Here is a 19,745-nt window from a genome sequence, read left to right as displayed (position 1 = left end):
GGGATCAGCCCTTCATGCCTGAGATGGCCATGGCGTGGGTCGTCGGAGTCACCCGACAGGTGCGGGCCGGCGGACGCGCAGTGCGAGGGTCAGTGTGTGCGGGCCGAGTCCACCGATGCAGACGCGGTTCCCGGTCGTCGCATCGGTGCCGCCCACCACGGTGCAGTCCTGGCCCGGGTCGTACCGCAGTACGTCGCTCCGGTCCGGCCCGGCAAGCGGTTCGCCTGCCTCGACGTCGGCCTCGACCCGGATCTCGTCGTGGCCGACCCGGTAGGTCATCGGCCCGGTCGTCAGGCACCAGCGCCCGTCGCCGATCGGCAGGGCGCCCTCCGGCACGCCACCCGGCCGGAAGGTCAGTTCGAGCGCCCAGGGCACCCGTGGCCCGCTGATGTCGATCCGCAGGTCCGCACCGTCCTCCCGCAGGTCCACCTCGACGCGGGTCGTGTGGGAGACCTCGTCCCGAGGCCGGTCCGGGAAGGCCATCGCGCCCGAGAAGCGTCCCTCGTCCGCCAGCCGGTAGACGCCGTCGTCCCGTCGCCGGTCCGGCGGCAGCGGCTGGTAGTAGGCGGCCGTGAGGGTTTCGGAGAGCAGGTACCGGTTGTCGGCGAGCCGGTGCATCTCGGCGGCGCGGAACGGGCCCAGGTCGAAGAATCCCCGTGAGAGCCGGACCGCGTCGAGGACGGCGTCGCCCGCGAACAGGCGCAGGAAGGTGGGGTTGCAGGCGAGGCCCGAGCGGATGCGCCGGTGCGCGGGCACGTCGGAGCCGCCGTACACCACCGTGTGCGCGGTGGCCGAGGCGCGTGCGGCGAGACGGGCGGTGGTGAGGTACCGGTCTCGGGGCAGTGTCTCCACGGCCGGTGCAGGCAGGGCGCGGCACAGGTCCGGGGTGAGGAGGGTCTGGGCGAGCAGGTCGGGGTCGTCGATGCCGCCGGCGGCCGCGAGCCGTGCCGCCCGGCCGAAGTCGCCCCGGCCGGTGCGGATCGCGAGCAGCCGGTAGTGCGGCAGGTAGGGCGCCAGCGGGAACGGGTGGTTCTGGTCCTGCCGTCGCGAGTGGACGGTCTCCACCGTGCCGTCCGGCCTGATGAGGTCCAAGGTGGTGGCGAGATTGCGTTCGACGGCGTCCAGCAGGTCGGCGCGGCCGAGCACATCGGCCAGCAGGAGCAGCGACGGGTTGGACACGTGGGCCGCGTAGTTGGCGCTGCGTTCCGAGTACAGGCCCTCCGCGTCGATGTCGACGCCCTCGGCGAGCCACTCCTCGACGCGGGCGAGCAGCCGGTCGTCCGGGAACGACCGGTGCAGCCGGGCCAGTGCCGCCGACAGCTCCCAGCGGTGGTTCGGGGTGTGCACGCCGCCGGTCAGGAGACTGCCGGCGGCGGCGCCGGCGATCTCGGCGAGCGCGGCCGTGACCTCGCGCAGTTCCGGCCCGGCGCCCGCGGCGAGGACGTGCGAGTCGCACACGTCGTTGACGGTGAACGCGGAGTCCGGGGGTGACTGCACGTTGTCGCCGCCGGCGAACAGGCCGGTGGGTGTCTGCGCGGCCCGCAGGGCGCGGAGGTGGGTCAGGGTGGCGGCGACGGCCTGTCCGCTGCCGTGCAGTGCCGAGTCCGGGGAACGGTATGCCGCGACCAGGGTTTTCACCCGCCGCGCCAGACCACGGTGCGCTACACCGGCGGGTTCCTCGTCCGGGCGGGCCGCCAACGGGACGGCCTGCCGGTCGGCGGCGCGGGCCACCGCGCGGACGAACTCGTGGTCGAGCGGGGTGGGCAAGGTCAGTCCTTCAGTCCGGCGTTGATGTCGGCGTTCATGACGTACTTCTGGAACACCAGGAAGACGACGATCAGCGGGATCATGGAGATGACCGAACCGCCGAGCAGCACCGACCAGTTGATGTTCTGCGCCCCTACGAGGCTCTGGATGCCGATCTGCACGGTGAACTTCTCGGGGTCGTTCAGCATCAGCAGCGGCCAGATGTAGTCGTTCCACCGCCACTGGAACGACAGGATGGCGAGCGTGAGCATGATGGGCCGGGAGAGCGGCACCATGATCCGCAGGAAGATCGACAGCTCCTTGGCGCCGTCGATGCGGGCGGCCTCGATGAGCTCGTCGGGGACCGTCAGGAAGAACTGGCGGAACATGAAGCACCCGGTCGCGGTGAGCAGAGCCGGGAGGATGATGCCGGCGAGCGAGTTGTAGAAGCCCAGGTCGCGGACCACCAGAAACAGCGGGGCGAGCATGACCTCGGCAGGGAGCATCGTGGTGGCCAGGATGCAGAGGAAGAAGGCCTTGAGCCATCTGTTGTCGTACTTGGCCAGCGCGTACCCGGTGCAGCAGCTGACTCCCACCGTGAGGATCGTCGCGATCACACAGACGAGGGTCGTGTTGATGAAGTACTGGGCGAAGTTGGCGCTTGCCCACGCTTCCTTGTAACCCGACACGGTGGGGTTCTGCGGGAGCACCGTCAGCGGAAGGGAGAACAGGTCTCCCGCCGGTTTGAAGGAGCTGAGGACGAACCACAGCACCGGGATCCCGTAGAGGCCCGCCAGGACCCACAGCAGAGTCGTCGGGGCAATCGCGCGCCGAAGCCCGCCGGTCGCCGACCCGCGGGACCTCTTCTTGGAGACGGCCCGTACGGAGTCGTCGACCTTGCGCGGCATGTCTGTGGTTGTCATCGGTTCTCCACCCGCCGGTTGACCATCATCTGGATGACCGCGACGCCCATCAGGATGAGCATGAGCACGAACGACGCGGCGCTCGCGTAGCCGATCTGGCCTGCCTTGAACCCCGTCTGGTAGATGTACTGGACCAGCAGATTGTTCGACGTTCCGGGTCCGCCGCTGTTGAGGGAGGCGAACACCGCGTATTCCTTCATCGCGTGGATCGTGTTGAGCAGGATGACGATGAAGGAGGTGGGCGCGATACTCGGCAGTGTGATGCTGATGAACTGGCGCCACGGACCGGCGCCGTCGAGCGCCGCCGCCTCGTAGTACGACGTCGGCACGTTCTTGATCGCCGCGATGAACAGCAGCATCGAGAAGCCCGTCCAGGCCCAGGCGGCCGCCACCACGACCACGATCAGTGACAGGTCCGCGTTCGACTGCCACGGAACGGCGCTTCCGCCGAGCTTCTCGATGAGGTAGTTGACCAGTCCGAAGTTCTCACCGAACAGCCATCGCCACAGGACACCCACGATGATGGGCGACAGCAGCCACGGGATGAAGAAGAAGAGCCGGGCGACCGACGCACCCTTGGCGTGCTTGCTCACCAGCACGTTGGCGATGAGCAGCGACAGCACGAAGTTCAGCGGAACGAAGAGCACGGTGTACAGCAGCGTCCGGGTCGTCGCGTCGTAGAAGGTCGAGTCCCCGAGCAGCTTCTGGTAGTTGTCCAGTCCGACGAACTGGAACGACCCCACGCCCGTGTAGTTCGTGAAGGAGTAAACGAGCCCGATCACCGCCGGCCAGACGAAAAACAGCGCGAAGAGCACGACATTGGCCGCGATGAGGACGAGCGGCGCAAGGGTGTACTTACTACGGCTCCTGGGCGGGCTCACGGACACGTCCGAGGCTCGTTTTGTCATCTTCCTGACTCCGTGCTGGTGGATGGGATTGCGGTGGGCTCACGCCATGAGCCCGGCATCACGCGGACGTCCAGGTCCGGGCGGCAGCGGCTCGCACCGCCGCCCGGACCTGGGACCTACTTCACGCCGCCGACCTGCTGGTTGTAGCCGGCCACGATGTTCTCCAGGGCCTTGTCGGCCGACTGCTCACCGTTGATCGCCTTGCCGATCTCCGCCTTGGTCGGGTCGTCGGTGAGGCTCTTGCCGTTCAGCGCCCAGTTCGTCTGCGCGACGTTGAAGTAGCCGGAGACGGGGGCGTAGAGCGGAATCGACTCGTTGTAGAGCTTGAACGCCGCCTGCGCCGCCTCGGACTTGAAGGGGTACGTCGGGTTCAGGCCGCTCTCGACCGGCAGGAACCCGGATGCCTCGCACAGCGCCTTGTAGTGCTCGGGCTCGTACAGCCACGAGATGAACTTGTTCGCGGCGGTGGCCGCGTCGCTGTTGTTGTTGAAGCCCACGACCATGCCGCCGCTGTTGACGTCGCTGGCCTGCACCGGCTCGGCGGGGGTCGGGACGCTCGCCCACTCGAACTTCGTGACGCTCTCCGCGAAGGAGGCGACCTGCCACACACCGGACCAGTAGGCGACGACGTCACCGCTCTGGAACATGGCCGACGGGTCGGCGCCGCTGGTCCACACCGACTTCGGCATGGTCTTGTCGTCGTTCCAGCCGACGAAGGTGTTCACGGCCTTCTTGGTCGCCTCGTCCGCCGAGAACTTGCCGGAGGAGTCGGCGTGCATGTATTGCCCGCCCATCTCGTACACCATGGCGCGGAGTCTGGACGGCGACTGGTCGAACGTCAGGGAGTACTTGGCCTTGGTCTTCTCCCGGACCTCGTTCGCCGCCTTGATGAACTCGGTCCAGGTCCAGGTCTTGGAGGGCGAGGTCGGGTAGGAGACGCCGGCCTTGTCGAAGAGCGACTTGTTGATGAACATGCCGGACGCGGTGACGTCCGAGGGGATGGACAGCACCTTCCCGGACGAGTCCTTGGCGACGAAGTTGGCGTTGATCTTGTTGGTCTTGTTGTTGGCGATGGAGCCGAGGTCGAGCAGCTTGTTCGACCAGATCGGGTCGATCTTCGGCACCGCCGCCACGTCGGGCAGGGAGCTCGCCTGAGCGGCGTTGCGCAGCTTCGCGTCGTAGCCGTCGTACGGGATGTTGACGAGCTTGACGTTGACGCCGGTTTCCTTCTTGTACGCCGCCACCGACGCCTTCCAGCCCGCGTCCTGCCCCGGAACCGTGGAGATCCAGAACGTCAGCGACTTGGAGGTCCCGCCCGAGTCGGACCCCGACCCGCAGGCGGAGAGAAGCAGGGCACCTGCCGCGGCCCCGGCAGCGAGCGGAACCAGGCGGCGTATGCCGCCGCGGCCGAGTCGGCGGGAGCGCCGCACACCCACAGTGGTCATCTTCGATCCCTTTTTTTCGTCGTAGGGGACGGAGCACGGCGCCGACCGAAGCGGCACGGGTGCATTTTGCAGGAAGGTTTGCTTTCCGATGGCGTCGGCCTCGCCCGGCCGCGTCGCCTCAACGGGTGGGATCCCCGGCCATGAGGGCCGTCGTCGCACAAGCACGCCCTCGTGCGGCTGCCGTACTTCACGTACGGGCGGGATGCTCAACCCAAGCCGGCGTCCCGGCCGACTTAGAAAGCGCTTGTCCGGACATTGGCAGACCGAGTCGCGGGCCGTCAATCCTTGGCCCGCGCGGCATCGGTCACGGTTTGGACTCCCCGGGCGACCGCGAGTCGCGCGGCACCCGCGACGGTGCCGCTGTCCCCGACCGTGCTGCTGACCACCTCGGTGGGCCAGCTCAGCCGCGCCAGCTCGGCCCGCACACCGGGCAGGAGCCGCGGATCGGCGCCCGTGCTGCCCCCCAGCACGATCAGGCCCGGGTCCAGCACGGCGGTCACGGCGGCGGCCAGTCGGCCCACGTCCGCGGCATGGCGGTCGACGACCTCGCGGGCCGGGGCACGGCCCTCCCCGGCGAGGGCGAAGAGCCGCTCGGTGGTGCGCGGGCAGGGGCCGTCGGTGCCCTGCCAGGCCGCCGCGGCCCGGCGCAGCAGGGAACGTGCCCCGATGTACTCCTCCAGGGCCTCCTGGCGCGGCTCACGGCCGTCGTCCCAGGGGTAGGGCAGCCGGGCCAGCTCTCCGGCGGCGCCGTTCGAGCCGCGCAGCACCGAGCCGCCGACCACGATGCCGAGGCCGATGCCCACGCCGATCCGCAGATAGCCGAAGGTGTGCCGGCCGCGCGCGGCCCCCTCGTGCAGCTCCGCGAGCGCGGCGCAGTTGACGTTGTTCTCCAGGTGGACGGGCACGCCCGGTGGCAGCGCGACGGCCATGGCGTCGAAGACCGGGCCCGCCTTGGCGGTCGCCGGGCGCATTCCGCTGCCCCGCCGGTCCCGCGCGGCCACGTCACCGACGGCGACGACGATGCTGCGCAGCGGAAGGCCGGCGGGCAGCGCGGTGAGCGCCTCGCGCACGGCGTCGGCGGCATCCGTCCGGGAGGCGGTCGCCTCCGCGAGCAGGGAGCCGTCCAGGGCGCAGCCGCGGACCCGGGTGAGGGCGGGGCCCAGGTCGACGGCGAGGACGGCCCCGGCGGCAGGACCGAGACAGTAGACGGCCGCGGAACGCCCGGTGCCGCTGGAGGAGGTCCCGGAGTGCGTGGCGAGCCGGGCGCTCTCCAGCTCCGCCACGGCGGCGGACACCGTCGGCTTGGACAGGCCCGCCAGGCTCGCGAGCTGCGGCCGGGTCGCGCTGCCCGCCTGGGCCAGCACGGCGAACACCGCACTCGCGCTCTCGGTCAGGCGGGGGGCTTCCGCCACGTCGAGTTCCACAGTTTCCCCCACACGGGTACAGGGCCGCGCGCCCGGACCGATCGTCTCGGCGGGCTGCGGCGATGGGATGCTCCGACGTCGCGCGTTCCCGTCCCGCGGCGGCCCGGACGGGAGCCTGGACGGTCGAGTGCGCGATTACTCTTGACGCACTGTACTTCGTTAGTTAACTTCCTAACGAACTTCACGGTACTCGCCTGCCGTGCTCGTCAGAAGCCCGTCCCGGGGCTTCCCTAGTTCACCGATCCGCAATCCCTCAGACACGGTTCGCCCGCCGTCGCAGCTCCACGCAGCAACGACGAAAGAGGATCCGTGCAGGACTCTCCACCCCCGGCCGCCCTCGTGGTCGGCGTCGACGTGGGCGGCACCAAAACCCATCTCCGCGCCCTCACGGGCGACGCCGTCGTGACCGACCACGTCCGCACCAGCACCGGCTGGCGGCCGCACGACACGGCGGCCGCCGCACGATGGCTGACCCGCCTCGTCCACGAGACGCTGCCCGAGGGCGCACGCCCTGCCGCGGTCGCCGTGGGCGCCCACGCCTGCGAGACACCACGCCAGTGCGCGGAGATCCGCGATGCCCTTCAGCTCTCCCTCGGTGTGCCCGCGCGCGTGGTGGGCGACGCCGAGCTGCTCGTGCCCGCCGCCGGACTCGACAAGGGCGTCGGCCTCGTGGCCGGCACCGGTTCGGTGGCGGTGGGCCGGCTGCCCGGTGGCGACCCCGTCCAGGTCGGCGGCTGGGGCGCGGTCCTCGGCGACGAGGGCGGCGCCGCCGGTCTGGTCCGCGAGGCGGCCCGGGCCGTGTGGGCGGCCCACGACCGCGGCGAGGAACCCGGAGCCCTGGCTCGGGGCCTTCTCGCCGCTTTCGGCGTGCCCGAGGTCCCGGCGCTCGGCGCGGCTCTGGAGGGCGCCTCGAACGCCTCCGCCGAGTGGGGACGACACGCGCCCGCCGTCTTCGCGGCGGCGGCCGACGGTTCCGCGCTCGCCCGCTCCGTGATCGTCGAGGCCGGTGCGCAGCTCGCCGGGCTCGTCGCCCGCCTCGCCGCACGCGGTGTCGCGGTCGACGACGTGGTCGTGGCGGGCGGCACGGTGCTCGGCCAGCCGGCGCTCTACGAGGCGTTCGCCACCGCGCTCGCCGACGTGGTGCCGGGGGCGCGGGCCCAGCCGCTCACCGTGCCGCCGGTCGAGGGCGCGGTGGCGTCGGCGCGCGCCCTCCTGTGAGGCGCGGGCCTCTCGTTCACCCGCAGGACACACACCGGTCGCCGGGTCATCGCGGAAGCGACACGACTCGGCCGTAGATCTTCGCTCGTACGCGTCTTCCGGCTCACACGTCGTCAAAAGACAGAAGAGTCGCACCCGATCGCACGTACCCCGCACGTATCACCGCAGGTATCCCGCACGTCTTCCCCGGCCGCACGGCCGAAGAACTCGAGAGAGGCACACTCATGCCGTCACCCGCCGGGCAGTCCACCCCCTCGGCCGTGAACAGAAGGCGCTTCCTGAAGGTCTCCTTCGGCGGCTCGGCGGCCCTGGTGGCCGCTCCGACGCTCGTCTCCTGGCTGGGCGCCGCCGACGCCAAGGCCGCCACGGGCCCGCTGCCGTTCGTCGACGACTACAAGACGAACGTCACGGCGAACCTCACGCCCGAGACCAACGCCGTGGTGCGGATCCTGGGCGGCTTCGCCCAGGTGTGGAAGACCGGCGCCGCCTGGAACACCGGCACCCCGCTGCGCCCGGAGATACTGCGCGCCAACATGCGCTACTGCATCGCGATCACCCGCTCCCGCACCGAGGCCGCGGGCCGGCAGGCGTTCGTCTACGACCGTCAGCACCAGAGCTACGCGATGATCGCCGGGCTCGGTCCGCTGACGGATCTCTACAGGACCGGCGCCAAGGCCGTCACGTCGATCACCAGCGCGCCGGACACCACTCCCGCCACCACGATCAGTGACGCCGTGCCCGCGGACGCGCCCGCCGGTTCCGCCATCGGCGCGGGCTCCTACACCTCCGACCTCGGCCAGGTCGCCAAGCTCGTCGACACCGTGCGCGGCCCGTTCGCCTCCGGCAACCCGGGCAAGTACGCCTTCCAGTACCCGCGTCCGTGGCGCATGAACGAGAACAGCGAGGTCGTCGACACCGGGAAGACCGATGCCCTCGGCTTCCCCGTGTACGACTCGAAGGTGGTCGTCGTCCCGCAGCTGCTGCGTCAGCGCGGTACCTCCGCGACCGACGACGGCGGCTTCCCCAGCGGACACACCAACGCCTTCCACCTGGCGTCGCTGGCGTTCGCGTACGCCGTGCCCGAGCGGTTCCAGGAACTGGTGACCCGCGCCCTCGAACTCAGCCACACCCGGATCGTCTCCGGCATGCACTCCACCGTGGACGTCCTCGGCGGCCGCATCATGGCCACCGCCCTCGCCGCCGCCGCGCTCGCCGACCCGGCCAACGCCGCCCTCAAGGCGGCCGCCCGCGCCCAGGCCCTGGCCTACTTCACCGAGAAGACCGGCACCACGGCCGACACCCTGTCCGCCTACGCGCACTCCGACGCCTCGGACCCGTACGCCGACCGGGAGGCCAACGCGCGGGCCAACGAGCCCCGCCTGACCTATGTGCTCGAGCGCCAGGGCCGCAAGACTCCCCTCACCGTGCCCAAGGGCGCCGAGGTGCTGCTGGAGACCCGACAGCCGTATCTGACGGCCGCCCAGCGCCGCGAGGTGCTGCGCACGACCGCGCTGCCCTCCGGGTACGTCCTGCTGGACGGCTTCGAGCAGTGGGGCCGGCTGAACCTGTTCGCCGCGGCGGACGGGTACGGCGCCTTCGACTCCGACGTCACGGTCACGCTGGACGCGTCGAAGGGCGGTTTCGACGCGGCCGACGTCTGGCGCCACGACATCGAGGGGGAGGGCGGTCTCACCAAGCGCGGCTCGGGCACGCTCACCCTGACCGGGCACAACCGCTACCACGGCGGCACCGTGCTGGCGGAGGGCGTGCTTGTCGCCGGGCACGCAGGCGCTCTCGGCCAGGGCGATGTGCGGCTGACCGGCGGCACGCTGCGCGCGGACGCCCCGGTGCGGGTGCGGGGCGCGTGGGCCCAGGAGTCCGGCGCCGTGCTGGACCTGACGCTGCGCGGGCACCACGGGCCCGTCCTCACGGTGTCCGGGCGGGTCCGGCTGGACCGGGGCGCCGTGCTGTCGCTGCGCCTCGACGCCGACCGGCCGCCGGCCGCGGGGACGACGGTCCCGGTGATCGACGCCTCGGCGCTGCGCGGTCAGTTCGACCGCGTCGAGCTGAACTCCGACAGCCTGCGCGCCGTACCCGTGTACACGGCAGACGGTCTGTCGGTACGACTCCTGAAGCGGTAACACCCTTCGCGGCGGGAGCCGGTGCGCAGCGAGCCCCCGAGGCGGCTGCGCACCGGCTCCGGCCGCCGCCCGGCCGGTGTCACCGCAGGACGGACGATGGCAACCCAACCGCATCCGGTCCTGGAGACCACCCCCGACGCGGAGCCGGCGCGGCCCGCGCGGTCGGCCCGCCGGCGTCTGCTGGTCCCGGCCCTGGTGGCCGTCCTGCTGACCCAGATGGCCGTCGCGATGGTCACCACGGCGGTACGGCAGACCCCGACCATCGACGAGCCGGTGTACGTCGCCGCGGCGGCCGGGTACCTCCACGAGCACCGGGTGCGGCTCAACCCGGAGCACCCGCCCCTCGGCAAACTCGTCGTCGCCGTCGGGGTGGCTTTCGCCCGCCCACACGTCGATCCGTGGTTCACCGGCACCCAGGAGGCGGCGGGCCGTCACCTCCTCTACGAGTCCGGCAACGACCCCTGGCGGCTGATGCTGTGGGCCCGGCTGCCGGTGATCGCGCTGACCCTGCTGTTCGGCCTGGTGGTGTTCGCCTTCACCCGTGACCTCGCCGGGCCCGCGCCCGCGCTGACGGCACTGGCCCTGTACGCCCTCTCCCCCGACGTCGTCGCGCACGGCTCGCTGGCGACGCTCGACGTCCCGGCGGCGGGCTTCCTGCTGACCTCGGTGTGGCTGCTGTGGCGGGCCCGCGACGGCGGGGCGCGCCGGTACCTGCCGCTCGCCGGGGCCGCGCTCGGCGCGGCGCTCGCCACGAAGATGAGCACGCTGCCCGCGGTCCCCGTGCTGGCGGCCCTGGCGGCGCTGTCGGTGTGCGCCCGGCGGCCCCGCGACGCCCGGCGGGCGCTGCGGGCGGCGGGAGTGGTGACGGTGACCGGCGTCGCGGTGGTCTGGGCCGCGTATCTCGCGGTCGATCCGCTGCTGCGTTGGGATGCCGGGGCGACCCATGTGCCCGTCGTGCACGGCCTGCACGGGCACCTCGTCCGGATGCTGCCCTTCCCCGAGGCGTACCGGGACGGCATGCGGATCCAGTTCGGCCTGGAGAACCGGTCGTGGCAGGGCTTCCTGTTCGGGCACCGGTACTCCGGCGCCCGCTGGTACTACCTGCCGGTCGCCCTGGTCGTGAAGACTCCGCTCGGCATGCTCGCCCTGTGGACGGCCGGGGCGGTCGCGATGGTCGTGCTGCGACGGCTGCGGCCCGCGGCGCCGTACGTGCTGGTCCCGGCCGCCGTGCTGCTGGCCTCGGCCATGACCGGGGCACGGGACCTGGGGACCCGGTACGCCGTCTTCCTGCCGATGTTCCTCGCGGTGGCCGCGGGGTGCCTCCTGGTGGTGCGCCGGCGGTGGACCCCCGTGGTGGTGGGTGCGCTGACGGTGTTCGTCGCCGTCAGCTCGCTGCGGACGTATCCCTACTACCTGCCGTACTCCAACGAGGCGTTCGGCGGGCCGGCCGGGACCCATCTGCGGTTGCACGACTCCAACGTGGACTGGGGCCAGGACCTCGGACGGCTGGCGGACCGGCTGCACGGCCGCTACCGGGGCGAGCGGGTGTGGCTCGTGTACAAGGGCAGCGGGGTGCCCGCCTACTACGGCATCGAGGCCTCCGACCCGAGGCGGGTGCCGCCGGAGAAGGTGCACGGGCTGCTGGTCGTGTCGGACTCCGCGGTCGCCGAGGCCAGGGACGGGCTGGACGTGCTGCTGCGCTCCAGCCGGCCGGTCGACGAGGTCGGCGACTCGATCACGCTGTACCGGCGGTAATCCACGATCACCGGGTGCGCGAGGGGCGTCTTCACCCACCCTGTCGGGCGCGGTCCCTGAAGTATGTTGAGCCCGTGGAAGACAAAGGAGGCGCACCGGTGCCATCGCCGCAACAGGCACGCGCACAGGCATCCGCGATCACCTCGGGCAGAACCGGTCCGGAGACGGAGGTGTCCCCGACCTCCCGGCTCAGGGCGCTCTTCGACGGACCCCATCTGTCCCCGGGGCAACGGCGCATCGCCCAGTATCTGATCGAGCACATCACCGAGGCGGCGTTCCTGTCGATCACCGACCTCGCGGACCGTGTCGGGGTCAGCCAGCCCTCGGTGACCCGGTTCGCCGCGGCGGTCGGCTTCAGCGGGTATCCCGCGCTGCGGGAGAGGCTCCAGTCGATCGCGCTGGGCGCCCTGGCCGGCGGTCCGGCGGCGGCCGAGGTGAACAGGAGCAACGAGCTTCAGGCGGCGGTCGAGGCGGAGATCGAGAACCTGGAGAACCTGCGGCGCGACTTCGCCGACCCGGACCGGGTCATCGACGTGGGCCGCAAGCTGTCGCAGTCGACGCCGCTGACCATCCTGGGGCTGCGGATCTCCGTCTCGCTCGCCGAGTACTTCGCCTACGCCGCCCGCCGGGTCCACCCGGACGTGCGGCTGGTGACCCGGGGCGGCAGCGTCGCCTACGACGCGCTCCTGCAGTCCCGGGAGGCGGGCGGGACCTGGGTGCTGGCGTTCTCGATGCCGAGGCACGCGCAGGAGACGCTGACCGCCGTACGGGTCGCGCGCAGCGCCGGTCTCAAGGTCGCGCTGATCACCGACCTGGCGCTGGGGCCGGTGGCCGACGAGGCCGACGCCACTTTCGCCACCGGCACCGGTTCCCGCCTGGTCTTCGACTCCTACGCCGCTCCCGGCGTGATGGCCGCGGCGCTGCTCCAGGCCATGACCGACGCGGGCCCCGAACGCACCCAGGCGCGGCTCGAGGAGTACGAGCAGATCGCCGAGCAGCACCATTTCTTCCTGCGTGAGTGACCGGCCTCCCGAAGGCCACCCCCCTCCCCCGGCAATACACAGAGGGATCATTGCGGGCATTTCGCGCATGAATGTTTTCATACGTCTTGCAAAGCAGTCGGCATATATAAATACTGCTCACGGCCGCATCCGCCCGCCAAGGGCTCATGTACGGGCACCCGAAGCCGCCGTCCCCTACCCGCGTCGGCGCCCAGGGTGTTCGGGGCATCGCTTGCGCGAGCGCCCGTGGTGGCCCCGGTCTTCCCCTGGGCCGGGGCCGCCCCGAACCGTCGGACCACCGTCACGACGCCAACACCGGAAGCGATGATCATGACCCTGACGACGACGCGCATCAGCTCGGACTGGCCGTGCCAGGTCAAGACTCCCGGCAGCTACGACTGGGAGCGCTCGGCGGCCAAGTGGCTGCGCGAGCTGGTGCCCGCGCGCTACGCGAGCTACCCCGCGCTGCTGCGCCACCCGGTACTGCTCGCCCGTCACGCGCAGATCCAGGTCCAGAACGAGGTCCGGGTGGCCCGCACCGCCCTCCAGACCGCCCGCGCCGACCTGCCCCGGCTGGGCCTGCCCGAGTCCGTCATCGAGCACACGATCAAAATGTACGCGGCCGAGGTCATGCAGTTGCAGCACATCGCCCGCAGCGTCCGAGCGGTCACCCAGGCCCTGGTCGAGCAGACCTCCGGACGCTGAACGGGAAGATCCGTTCGCATCTCCCCGACGGGTATCACGCCTGGCGGGAGCGTTGCCGCAAGACCCCGATCGAAGTCATCCCGATGTGCCATGCTCAAGGCGTGACGAGCGAACCCGCCCTGCCCGCACAGTCCGGCGACGCGCCCGACGTGGCGGCACTGACCCGGGTCGTGGCGCGGCAGCGCGCGGAGCTGGACCGGCTGCAGGATCTGGCGGCCATCGCGGCCGTGCTGGAGCGCGCCAAGGGCGCGGTGATGGCACAGCTCGGCTGCTCGCCGGACGCCGCGCAGGAGGAGCTTCAGCAGCGGGCCAAGGCCGGGAACCGGACGCTGCTCGAGGAATGCCGGATCAGCCTCGGCGCGCTCTCCGGGCGGCCGCACGGCGCCGCCGAGCCGACTCCGGCCGGACCCCCCGCACGGAGGACCACGCCCGGGGAGGCCCCGGACGAGATCGACGCCGCGGCCCTCGGCCGCCTGCGCCGGGCCCTCGTCCGTGCCGGCACCCCGCACGATCTCGCCCGGTGTCTGCTGGACCGGCTCGCCGTGGACGTGGGCGCCGGCGCCGTGATGATCTTCGCTCGGCGGCCGGGCGGCGGGCTGGAGCTCACCGGGCACGCCGGTATCGACAGGACGCTGGCCGCACAGTGGAGCCGGGTGCCGCCGGTCAGCGGGATCGCCGCGCTGGACGCCCTCACCGCCGGGCAGCCGCGCTGGCTGGAGGACGCCCCGCAGGACGGCAAGCGGTACCAGCTGATCGGGAACCCGCCCGAGCGGTGGCCGTCCCGGGCCTGGCTGCCGGTGGTGACCGGCGAGTCGGCCGACGTCGTGCTCGGGATCCTGCGCCACCGCGAGGGCGCCTTCTCACCCCCGGTGCGCGAACACCTGCTGGCCGTCGCCCAGTTGTGCGCGGGCCCGCTGCGCACGTTCGGCGCCCGGCCGGACCCCGCCGCCGCCGAGGCGGCCGACGCCGTGCAGACGGTGCTCGACCGGCTGCCCGTCGCGGCCGTGCTCCTCGCCCCGCTGCGCTCCACGTCGGGGGACGTCGAGGACTTCCGCATCGATGCCGCGACCAGCGTGACGTCCGACGCCGTGGGCCGCAGCGGGCGCGAGCTGGTCGGCCTGCGCTTCCTGGAGTGCTGGCCGGAGGTCGCCCGCGATCCGCTGTGGGAGGGGTGCCTCCAGGTGCTGGCCGACGAACGGCCGTACGAGAGCGAGCCGTTCGCCCGGCAGCAGATGGTGTCCGGGGTCAGCGAGCCGGCCACCTGCTCGGCGCGGGTGATGCGGTCGGGCGACGGGCTGGTCGTCAGCTGGCTCCGGCACGATCCCTCCGACCGGCAGGAGCAGCGGCTGGCGGACGTGCAGCGGCTGGGCAACCTCGGCTGGGCCACCTGGAACCTGGACACGGGCGAGGGGAACTGGTCCTCCCAGGTCTTCAGCATCTTCGAGCGCGATGCCGCACAGGGTGCCGTCCCGCTCTCCGGGCTGCCGCGCCTGGCCTCCCCCGAGGACCAGCCGGCGCTCACCCGCGCCGTCGGCGAGCTGGTGCGGCACGGGCGACCGTGCGACGTGCCGTTCCGGATCGCCACCCCGGCCGGCGTCCGGCATCTGCGGGTGGTCGCCGAGGCCGTCTCGGACGCCCACGGCACGCCCGTCGAGGTGCACGGCTTCGTGCAGGACCTCACCGCGCAGCGCAGCGCCGAACTCGCCCTCGTCGCGAGCGAACGGGCCATGCTCACCCAGCACGGGGTGCTCGAGGCCGAGCGCCTGGTGGCCGCCCGGCTGCAGGACGCGCTGCTGCCCCTGCCGAAGGAGCCCGTCCGGCTGGCCGGGCTGCGCGTCGACATCGCCTACCTGCCCGCGCAGTCGGGCCTCAGCGTCGGCGGCGACTGGTTCAGCGCCATCGAACTGCCCGACGGCGACGCCCTGTTCGTGGTGGGTGACGTGGCCGGGCACGGTATGGGCGCCGTGGCCTCGATGGCCCTGCTGCGGTTCACCGCCAAGGGGATGGTCATCACGGGTTCGACGCTGACCGGAGCACTCAGCCGCCTCAACGCCCTGCTGCTGCACTCCCGCGACCCGCACGGCTCGGCCACCATGATGCTGGCCCGTTACAGCCCGCGCGAACGGCGGCTGGAGTGGGCGCAGGCCGGCCACCCGCCGCCGTTGCTGGTGCGCGCCGGTGAGGCGCACTACCTCGAGCGCCCCTTCGGGATGCTGCTCGGCGCGACCGACGCGCCCCGCTACGAGGCGGCGGAGGTCCGCCTGGAACCCGGCGACCAGATCCTGCTCTACACCGACGGTCTGGTGGAGCGGCCCTCGGAGAGCATCGACCGCGGCCTGGAGCGACTGGCCAGGGCCGCCGTACCCCGGACCGGGGCCGCACCCGCCTCGCTGGACCAGTTGCTCGGCGCGACGCTGGAACCCGAGGGACGGGACGACGTGTGCGTGCTCGACATCCGGGTGCCGGCGGACGCCGAGCGGTAGGACGGCTCAGTCGTCGCGGTGCCGCCAGTACCACAGCGCCCCGACGACGACGGCCAGCAGGAACACGACGGGCAGCACCAGACCCGGGATGCGGGACACGCTCATGCGGACGGCTTTCGGCTCGACGGGCCGGGGTGCCGAACGCGCGCCGACCCGCCGTCCATGGTGACACGCGACACACCGCCCGGCCGTGGCCCGTTCCCGAGGCTTTACCCGGTCATCCGCCGGACGAGGCGGTACGGGACTCCAGATCGCGACGGGTGTCGTCGCCGTAGACGCCGCTCTCGTCGCCGCGGATGCCGTACCAGAGCTGGAACCGCGCCACGGCCTCGGTGAGAACGGTGTCGTAACGGCCGTCGGTGGGGCCGTCGGCGTACACGTCCGGGATGCGCAGCAGGCGCTGCTGGAGGTCGGTCACCTCGGCGCCGCTGTCCCCCTCCCGCAGGGTGCCGGCTCCGTCGGGGTCGACGGACTCGCTCGCGGTGGCGGCCGGGGAAGGCGTGGCCGCCGTCGGCGGGGTCGTCTGCGCCGCGGCCTCACCGCCCCGGCCCGGCAGCAGCAGCGCGCAGGCGAAGCCGACGAGGGCTGCCGCGCACACGCCGACCGTGATGGCGCCGCGTCGCACACCCGCGCCGGACCCGGTGCGGGCGCGGGCCCGCGCACCGTCCGCCACCGGCGCGGCCCGCGATCCGCTCCGCTCCCGCGCCGCGCCTCTGCGGCCGCCGGGGCCGTCGCCGCCGGGCAGGGGCCGGGGGCCGCCGTGCTCACTCGCCCAGTCCCGGCCGCCGCGTGGCGTCGGCGTGGTCGTCCGCGCGGTCGTGGCCGTGGTCGCCGTGCGGGGGTCCAGCGGCGGGAGCTCCTCCGTCTCCGCGTCGTCCCCGGCCGCCTCGGGCCGCAGGGGTATCGCCTCGTAGGCGTCCGGGTCCTGGGTCAGTTCGGCCATCTCGCGGAACAGCTCCGCGAGGGCGTCGGTGTTGCGCGGTCGCAGGACCCGGATGGGTTCCAGGACCGGGCGTTCGTGCGGCTTTCCGGGTTCGTCCGGTGTCGGCACACTCGTCTCCCTCCCGTGGGTCCCCCAGGAGAGATACGGGCGGACGGGCGGACGGGTTCAGCCCGCGAGGAAACGGTGCAGGGAACGCTTCGTCGCGGCGACGAAGGAGTCCTGTCCGGCCTCGTCCAGGGCGTCGAGGGAGAGGTACGGGTTGAGGTCCTCCAGCTCGACCAGCAGCAGTTCGCCGTCGGGGGCGCGGCAGGCGTCGACGCGCTGGATGCCGTGCGCGAGGCCGTTCCAGTCGATGAAGCGCCGGGCGAACTCCAGGTCCCGCACCGTGGGCCGGTAGGGCTCCAGCTGCCAGCGACGGTCGGGATGCGGTGCGTACAGGGCGTACTGGAAGTCGTGGTCGATGTAGGTGAAGGACACCTCGTAGGCGAAGTCGACGCACGGCTGGACCAGCACCGAGCCGTCGGCCAGGGCGGGCAGCGCGTCGGGCGGGAGGATCCGCAGGCCTATGGAGTCGGCGCCGAGCTTGGGCTTGACGACGTACCGCTCGGCGTCGGGCAGCCGGTGCAGGTCCTCGGGGCGGTCGACGGTGGGGATGACGGGGTGGCCCGCGGCGCTCAGGTCGAGGAGGTACTGCTTGCCGGCCATGTCGGCGCGGCCGGTGAGCGGGTTGTAGACGCGCACGCCGTCGTGGAGCGCGCGCTCCCGGAAGGCTTCGTACTCCTTCCGGTAGCCCAGGACCGGGCCGCTGTTGCGGACGACGACGCCGTCGAAGGAGTGCATCAGGGCGGCCGCGTCCAGCGGGTGGCACAGGGCCAGGTCGAACTCCGCGCGCAGCCGGGAGGTGAGGAAGACGTCCTCGTCGCAGTAACGGCGCCCGCGCGCCTGGTAGGCCAGGTCCGTGACGTAGAGGAGACGGGGGCGGGCGGCGGACATGCGGTCTCCTGATGACGGTCGAACGGTGCGGAAAGGCTACGTCAGACGGCGTGCGGGCGGTCCGGGGCGGGACCGCCGCGGCCGGAGGGACGGCCGCGGCCCCCGGGACTCCCGAGGGGCGGTGGGCGCGCGGGTCGTACGATGACAGGACCGTCGTTTTTCTCCCGAAGGGCTCGTCGACTCCCGTGACCACCGCAACACTGCTCGACGGCAAGGCCGCCGCGGCCGACATCAAGAGCGAACTCGCCCTCCGCGTCCAGGCGTTGAAGGAGCGGGGCATCCATCCGGGGCTGGGTACGATCCTCGTCGGCGACGACGCGGGCAGCCGTTCCTACGTCGGCGGCAAGCACCGCGACTGCGCGCAGGTCGGCATCGCCTCGATCCGCGTGGAACTCCCCGCCGACGCCTCCCAGGCCGACGTCGAGGCCGCCGTGCTGCGGCTCAACGCCGATCCGACGTGCACCGGCTTCATCGTGCAGCTCCCGCTCCCGGCCCATATCGACACCCATGCCGTGCTGGAGCTGATCGACCCGGTCAAGGACGCCGACGGACTCCACCCGACCAACCTCGGCCGGCTGGTGCTGGGCATCCCGGGCCCGCTGCCCTGCACCCCGCGCGGCATCATCGACCTGCTGCGGCGCAACCGGGTGGAGATCACGGGCCAGCAGTTCTGCGTCATCGGCTGCGGTGTCACGGTGGGCAGGCCGCTGGGCCTGATGCTGACCCGCAGCACCGAGCACGCCACCGTGACCCTGTGCCACGAGGCCACCCAGGACACGGCCGCGCACGCCCGGGAGGCGGACGTGGTGGTGGCCGCGGCCGGAGTGGCCCACCTGGTCAGGCCCGACTGGATCAAGCCGGGCGCGACGGTGCTTTCCGTCGGCCTCACGCGCACGGTCGAGGGCATCCTCGGCGACGTCCACCCCGACGTGAGCGATGTCGCCGGGTCCTTCTCGCCGCCGGTCGGCGGGGTCGGGCCGATGACGCGCGCGATGCTGCTGACCAACGTGGTCGAGGCCGCCGAGCGGATGTGACCGGCACCCGGTGCCGGGCACTCGGTTCCCCGACGGAGGGAACTGAGTGCCATCGGCGCCGATCAGGTGTTACGTTCGCGTCCATGAGCGCCACTCACAAGGCGGAGGCCAAACCGCCCATGCGGGACGCCCTGGTCGCGGCGGCCTTCCGGCTGTTCCTGGAGCGGGGCTACGAGCAGACCACCGTCGACGACATCGTTGCCCTGGCGGGCGTCGGCCGGCGGTCCTTCTTCCGCTACTTCCCCTCCAAGGAGGACGTGGTCTTCCCCGACCACGAGCGGTGCCTCGCCGACATGACGGCCTTCCTCGCCGCGAGCGGCCGGGAGCACGAGCCGGTGCGCCGCGTCTGTGACGCCGCCCGGCTCGTGCTGCTGATGTACGCCGAGAACCCTTCCTTCTCCGTGCAGCGCTACCGGCTCACCAAGCAGGTGCCCGGGCTGCGGGCGTACGAGCTGTCGGTCGTCTGGCGTTACGAGCGCGCCCTCGCCGAGTACCTCCGGGGCCGCTTCACCGGCCGGCCCGACGGCAACCTGCACGCCGACGTGATCGCGGCCGCCGTGGTCGCCGCGCACAACAACGCCCTGCGCTCCTGGCTGCGTTCGGCCGGACAGGGCGACGCGAGCACGACCGTGGACCACGCGCTGGGGTACGTGCAGTCGGCGTTCGGCGCACCCCCGACCGCCCCGGCATCCACCACAGCCACGGCCCGTCCCGCGTTCCCGTCGCTCCCGATGCCGCCCGCCGACGAGCTGCCGGACGACGTCGTCGTGGTGGTCTCCCGGCGCGGGGCACCGCTGTGGCGTGTGGTGCAGGAGATCGAGACGACCCTCGGACGGGAGTGAACCCCTCGGCACCCCCGCCGGACCCTCGCTGGACCCCCGCCGAACCCCCTCAATATTGTGGGTACGCAGTGCCTTTACGAGTGGCACTGAGTGCCATACGCTGTGGGCGTGCACGGTGGCACGGCTGACCGGGCACGTGCGTGCACGGGTCGGCCGGGCACGTGGATTCCGGCCGAGTGCAGGG

General features: G+C 72.2%; 15 protein-coding genes. 8 read left to right on the top strand and 7 right to left on the bottom strand.

Translation table 11 applies throughout. From position 1 onward, the window contains the following. Positions 1–48: 48 nt before the first annotated feature. The 5 genes from OG736_RS39215 to OG736_RS39195 form a co-directional block, all read right to left on the bottom strand. Positions 49–1,767 carry a hypothetical protein gene (locus OG736_RS39215; RefSeq protein ID WP_327186664.1) on the bottom strand — a complete coding sequence of 573 codons (1,719 nt, stop codon included), beginning with the start codon at positions 1,765–1,767 and terminating at the stop codon, positions 49–51. A gap of 2 nt (positions 1,768–1,769) precedes the next feature. Continuing rightward, positions 1,770–2,669 (bottom strand): carbohydrate ABC transporter permease, encoded by a 900-nt coding sequence (locus OG736_RS39210; protein ID WP_327186663.1) that lies wholly within the window; start codon positions 2,667–2,669, stop codon positions 1,770–1,772. Continuing rightward, complete coding sequence (locus OG736_RS39205) at positions 2,666–3,577, bottom strand: carbohydrate ABC transporter permease (protein WP_028806721.1); 912 nt, start codon at positions 3,575–3,577, stop codon at positions 2,666–2,668. The genes OG736_RS39210 and OG736_RS39205 overlap by 4 nt, the downstream gene beginning before the upstream one ends. Positions 3,578–3,693: 116 nt before the next feature. After that, a complete protein-coding gene (locus tag OG736_RS39200; protein WP_314220065.1) occupies positions 3,694–5,022 on the bottom strand; it encodes an extracellular solute-binding protein in 1,329 nt (442 codons plus the stop codon). A 278-nt stretch (positions 5,023–5,300) separates the two neighbouring features. Further along, positions 5,301–6,434 (bottom strand): ROK family transcriptional regulator, encoded by a 1,134-nt coding sequence (locus tag OG736_RS39195; protein WP_327186662.1) that lies wholly within the window; start codon positions 6,432–6,434, stop codon positions 5,301–5,303. 321 nt (positions 6,435–6,755) lie between these two features. Here OG736_RS39195 and OG736_RS39190 point away from each other — a divergent pair, with 321 nt between their 5' ends. The 6 genes from OG736_RS39190 to OG736_RS39165 all read left to right on the top strand — a co-directional run bounded on the left by OG736_RS39190 (position 6,756) and on the right by OG736_RS39165 (position 15,749). Beyond that, on the top strand, positions 6,756–7,664 hold the full coding sequence (locus tag OG736_RS39190; RefSeq protein ID WP_327186661.1) for a BadF/BadG/BcrA/BcrD ATPase family protein: 909 nt from the start codon (positions 6,756–6,758) through the stop codon (positions 7,662–7,664). 224 nt (positions 7,665–7,888) lie between these two features. Continuing rightward, positions 7,889–9,805, top strand: coding sequence for a phosphatase PAP2 family protein (locus OG736_RS39185; protein WP_327186660.1), 1,917 nt, complete (start codon positions 7,889–7,891; stop codon positions 9,803–9,805). Positions 9,806–9,901: 96 nt separating this feature from the next. Beyond that, complete coding sequence (locus OG736_RS39180; RefSeq protein ID WP_442817125.1) at positions 9,902–11,560, top strand: glycosyltransferase family 39 protein; 1,659 nt, start codon at positions 9,902–9,904, stop codon at positions 11,558–11,560. 98 nt (positions 11,561–11,658) lie between these two features. Further along, positions 11,659–12,582, top strand: a complete 924-nt coding sequence (locus OG736_RS39175) for a MurR/RpiR family transcriptional regulator (protein WP_327186659.1) — start codon at positions 11,659–11,661, stop codon at positions 12,580–12,582. A gap of 303 nt (positions 12,583–12,885) precedes the next feature. Continuing rightward, positions 12,886–13,266 carry a hypothetical protein gene (locus OG736_RS39170; RefSeq protein WP_020129043.1) on the top strand — a complete coding sequence of 127 codons (381 nt, stop codon included), beginning with the start codon at positions 12,886–12,888 and terminating at the stop codon, positions 13,264–13,266. Positions 13,267–13,367: 101 nt separating this feature from the next. Next, positions 13,368–15,749, top strand: coding sequence for a SpoIIE family protein phosphatase (locus OG736_RS39165; RefSeq protein ID WP_327186658.1), 2,382 nt, complete (start codon positions 13,368–13,370; stop codon positions 15,747–15,749). A gap of 217 nt (positions 15,750–15,966) precedes the next feature. Here OG736_RS39165 and OG736_RS39160 read toward each other — a convergent pair whose 3' ends face one another. After that, positions 15,967–16,800, bottom strand: coding sequence for a peptidoglycan-binding domain-containing protein (locus OG736_RS39160; protein WP_327186657.1), 834 nt, complete (start codon positions 16,798–16,800; stop codon positions 15,967–15,969). A gap of 57 nt (positions 16,801–16,857) precedes the next feature. Next, positions 16,858–17,685 carry an ATP-grasp domain-containing protein gene (locus OG736_RS39155; protein WP_327186656.1) on the bottom strand — a complete coding sequence of 276 codons (828 nt, stop codon included), beginning with the start codon at positions 17,683–17,685 and terminating at the stop codon, positions 16,858–16,860. A 185-nt stretch (positions 17,686–17,870) separates the two neighbouring features. Here OG736_RS39155 and OG736_RS39150 point away from each other — a divergent pair, with 185 nt between their 5' ends. Further along, positions 17,871–18,719 (top strand): bifunctional methylenetetrahydrofolate dehydrogenase/methenyltetrahydrofolate cyclohydrolase, encoded by an 849-nt coding sequence (locus tag OG736_RS39150; protein ID WP_327186655.1) that lies wholly within the window; start codon positions 17,871–17,873, stop codon positions 18,717–18,719. 119 nt (positions 18,720–18,838) lie between these two features. Further along, positions 18,839–19,561, top strand: coding sequence for a TetR family transcriptional regulator (locus tag OG736_RS39145; RefSeq protein ID WP_327187830.1), 723 nt, complete (start codon positions 18,839–18,841; stop codon positions 19,559–19,561). The last annotated feature ends 184 nt before the right edge of the window (positions 19,562–19,745 follow it).

Source organism: Streptomyces sp. NBC_01334 (genome assembly GCF_035983595.1).
Classification (GTDB): Bacteria; Actinomycetota; Actinomycetes; order Streptomycetales; family Streptomycetaceae; genus Streptomyces; species Streptomyces coriariae.
This window is presented reverse-complemented; position numbering and strand designations above follow the sequence as displayed.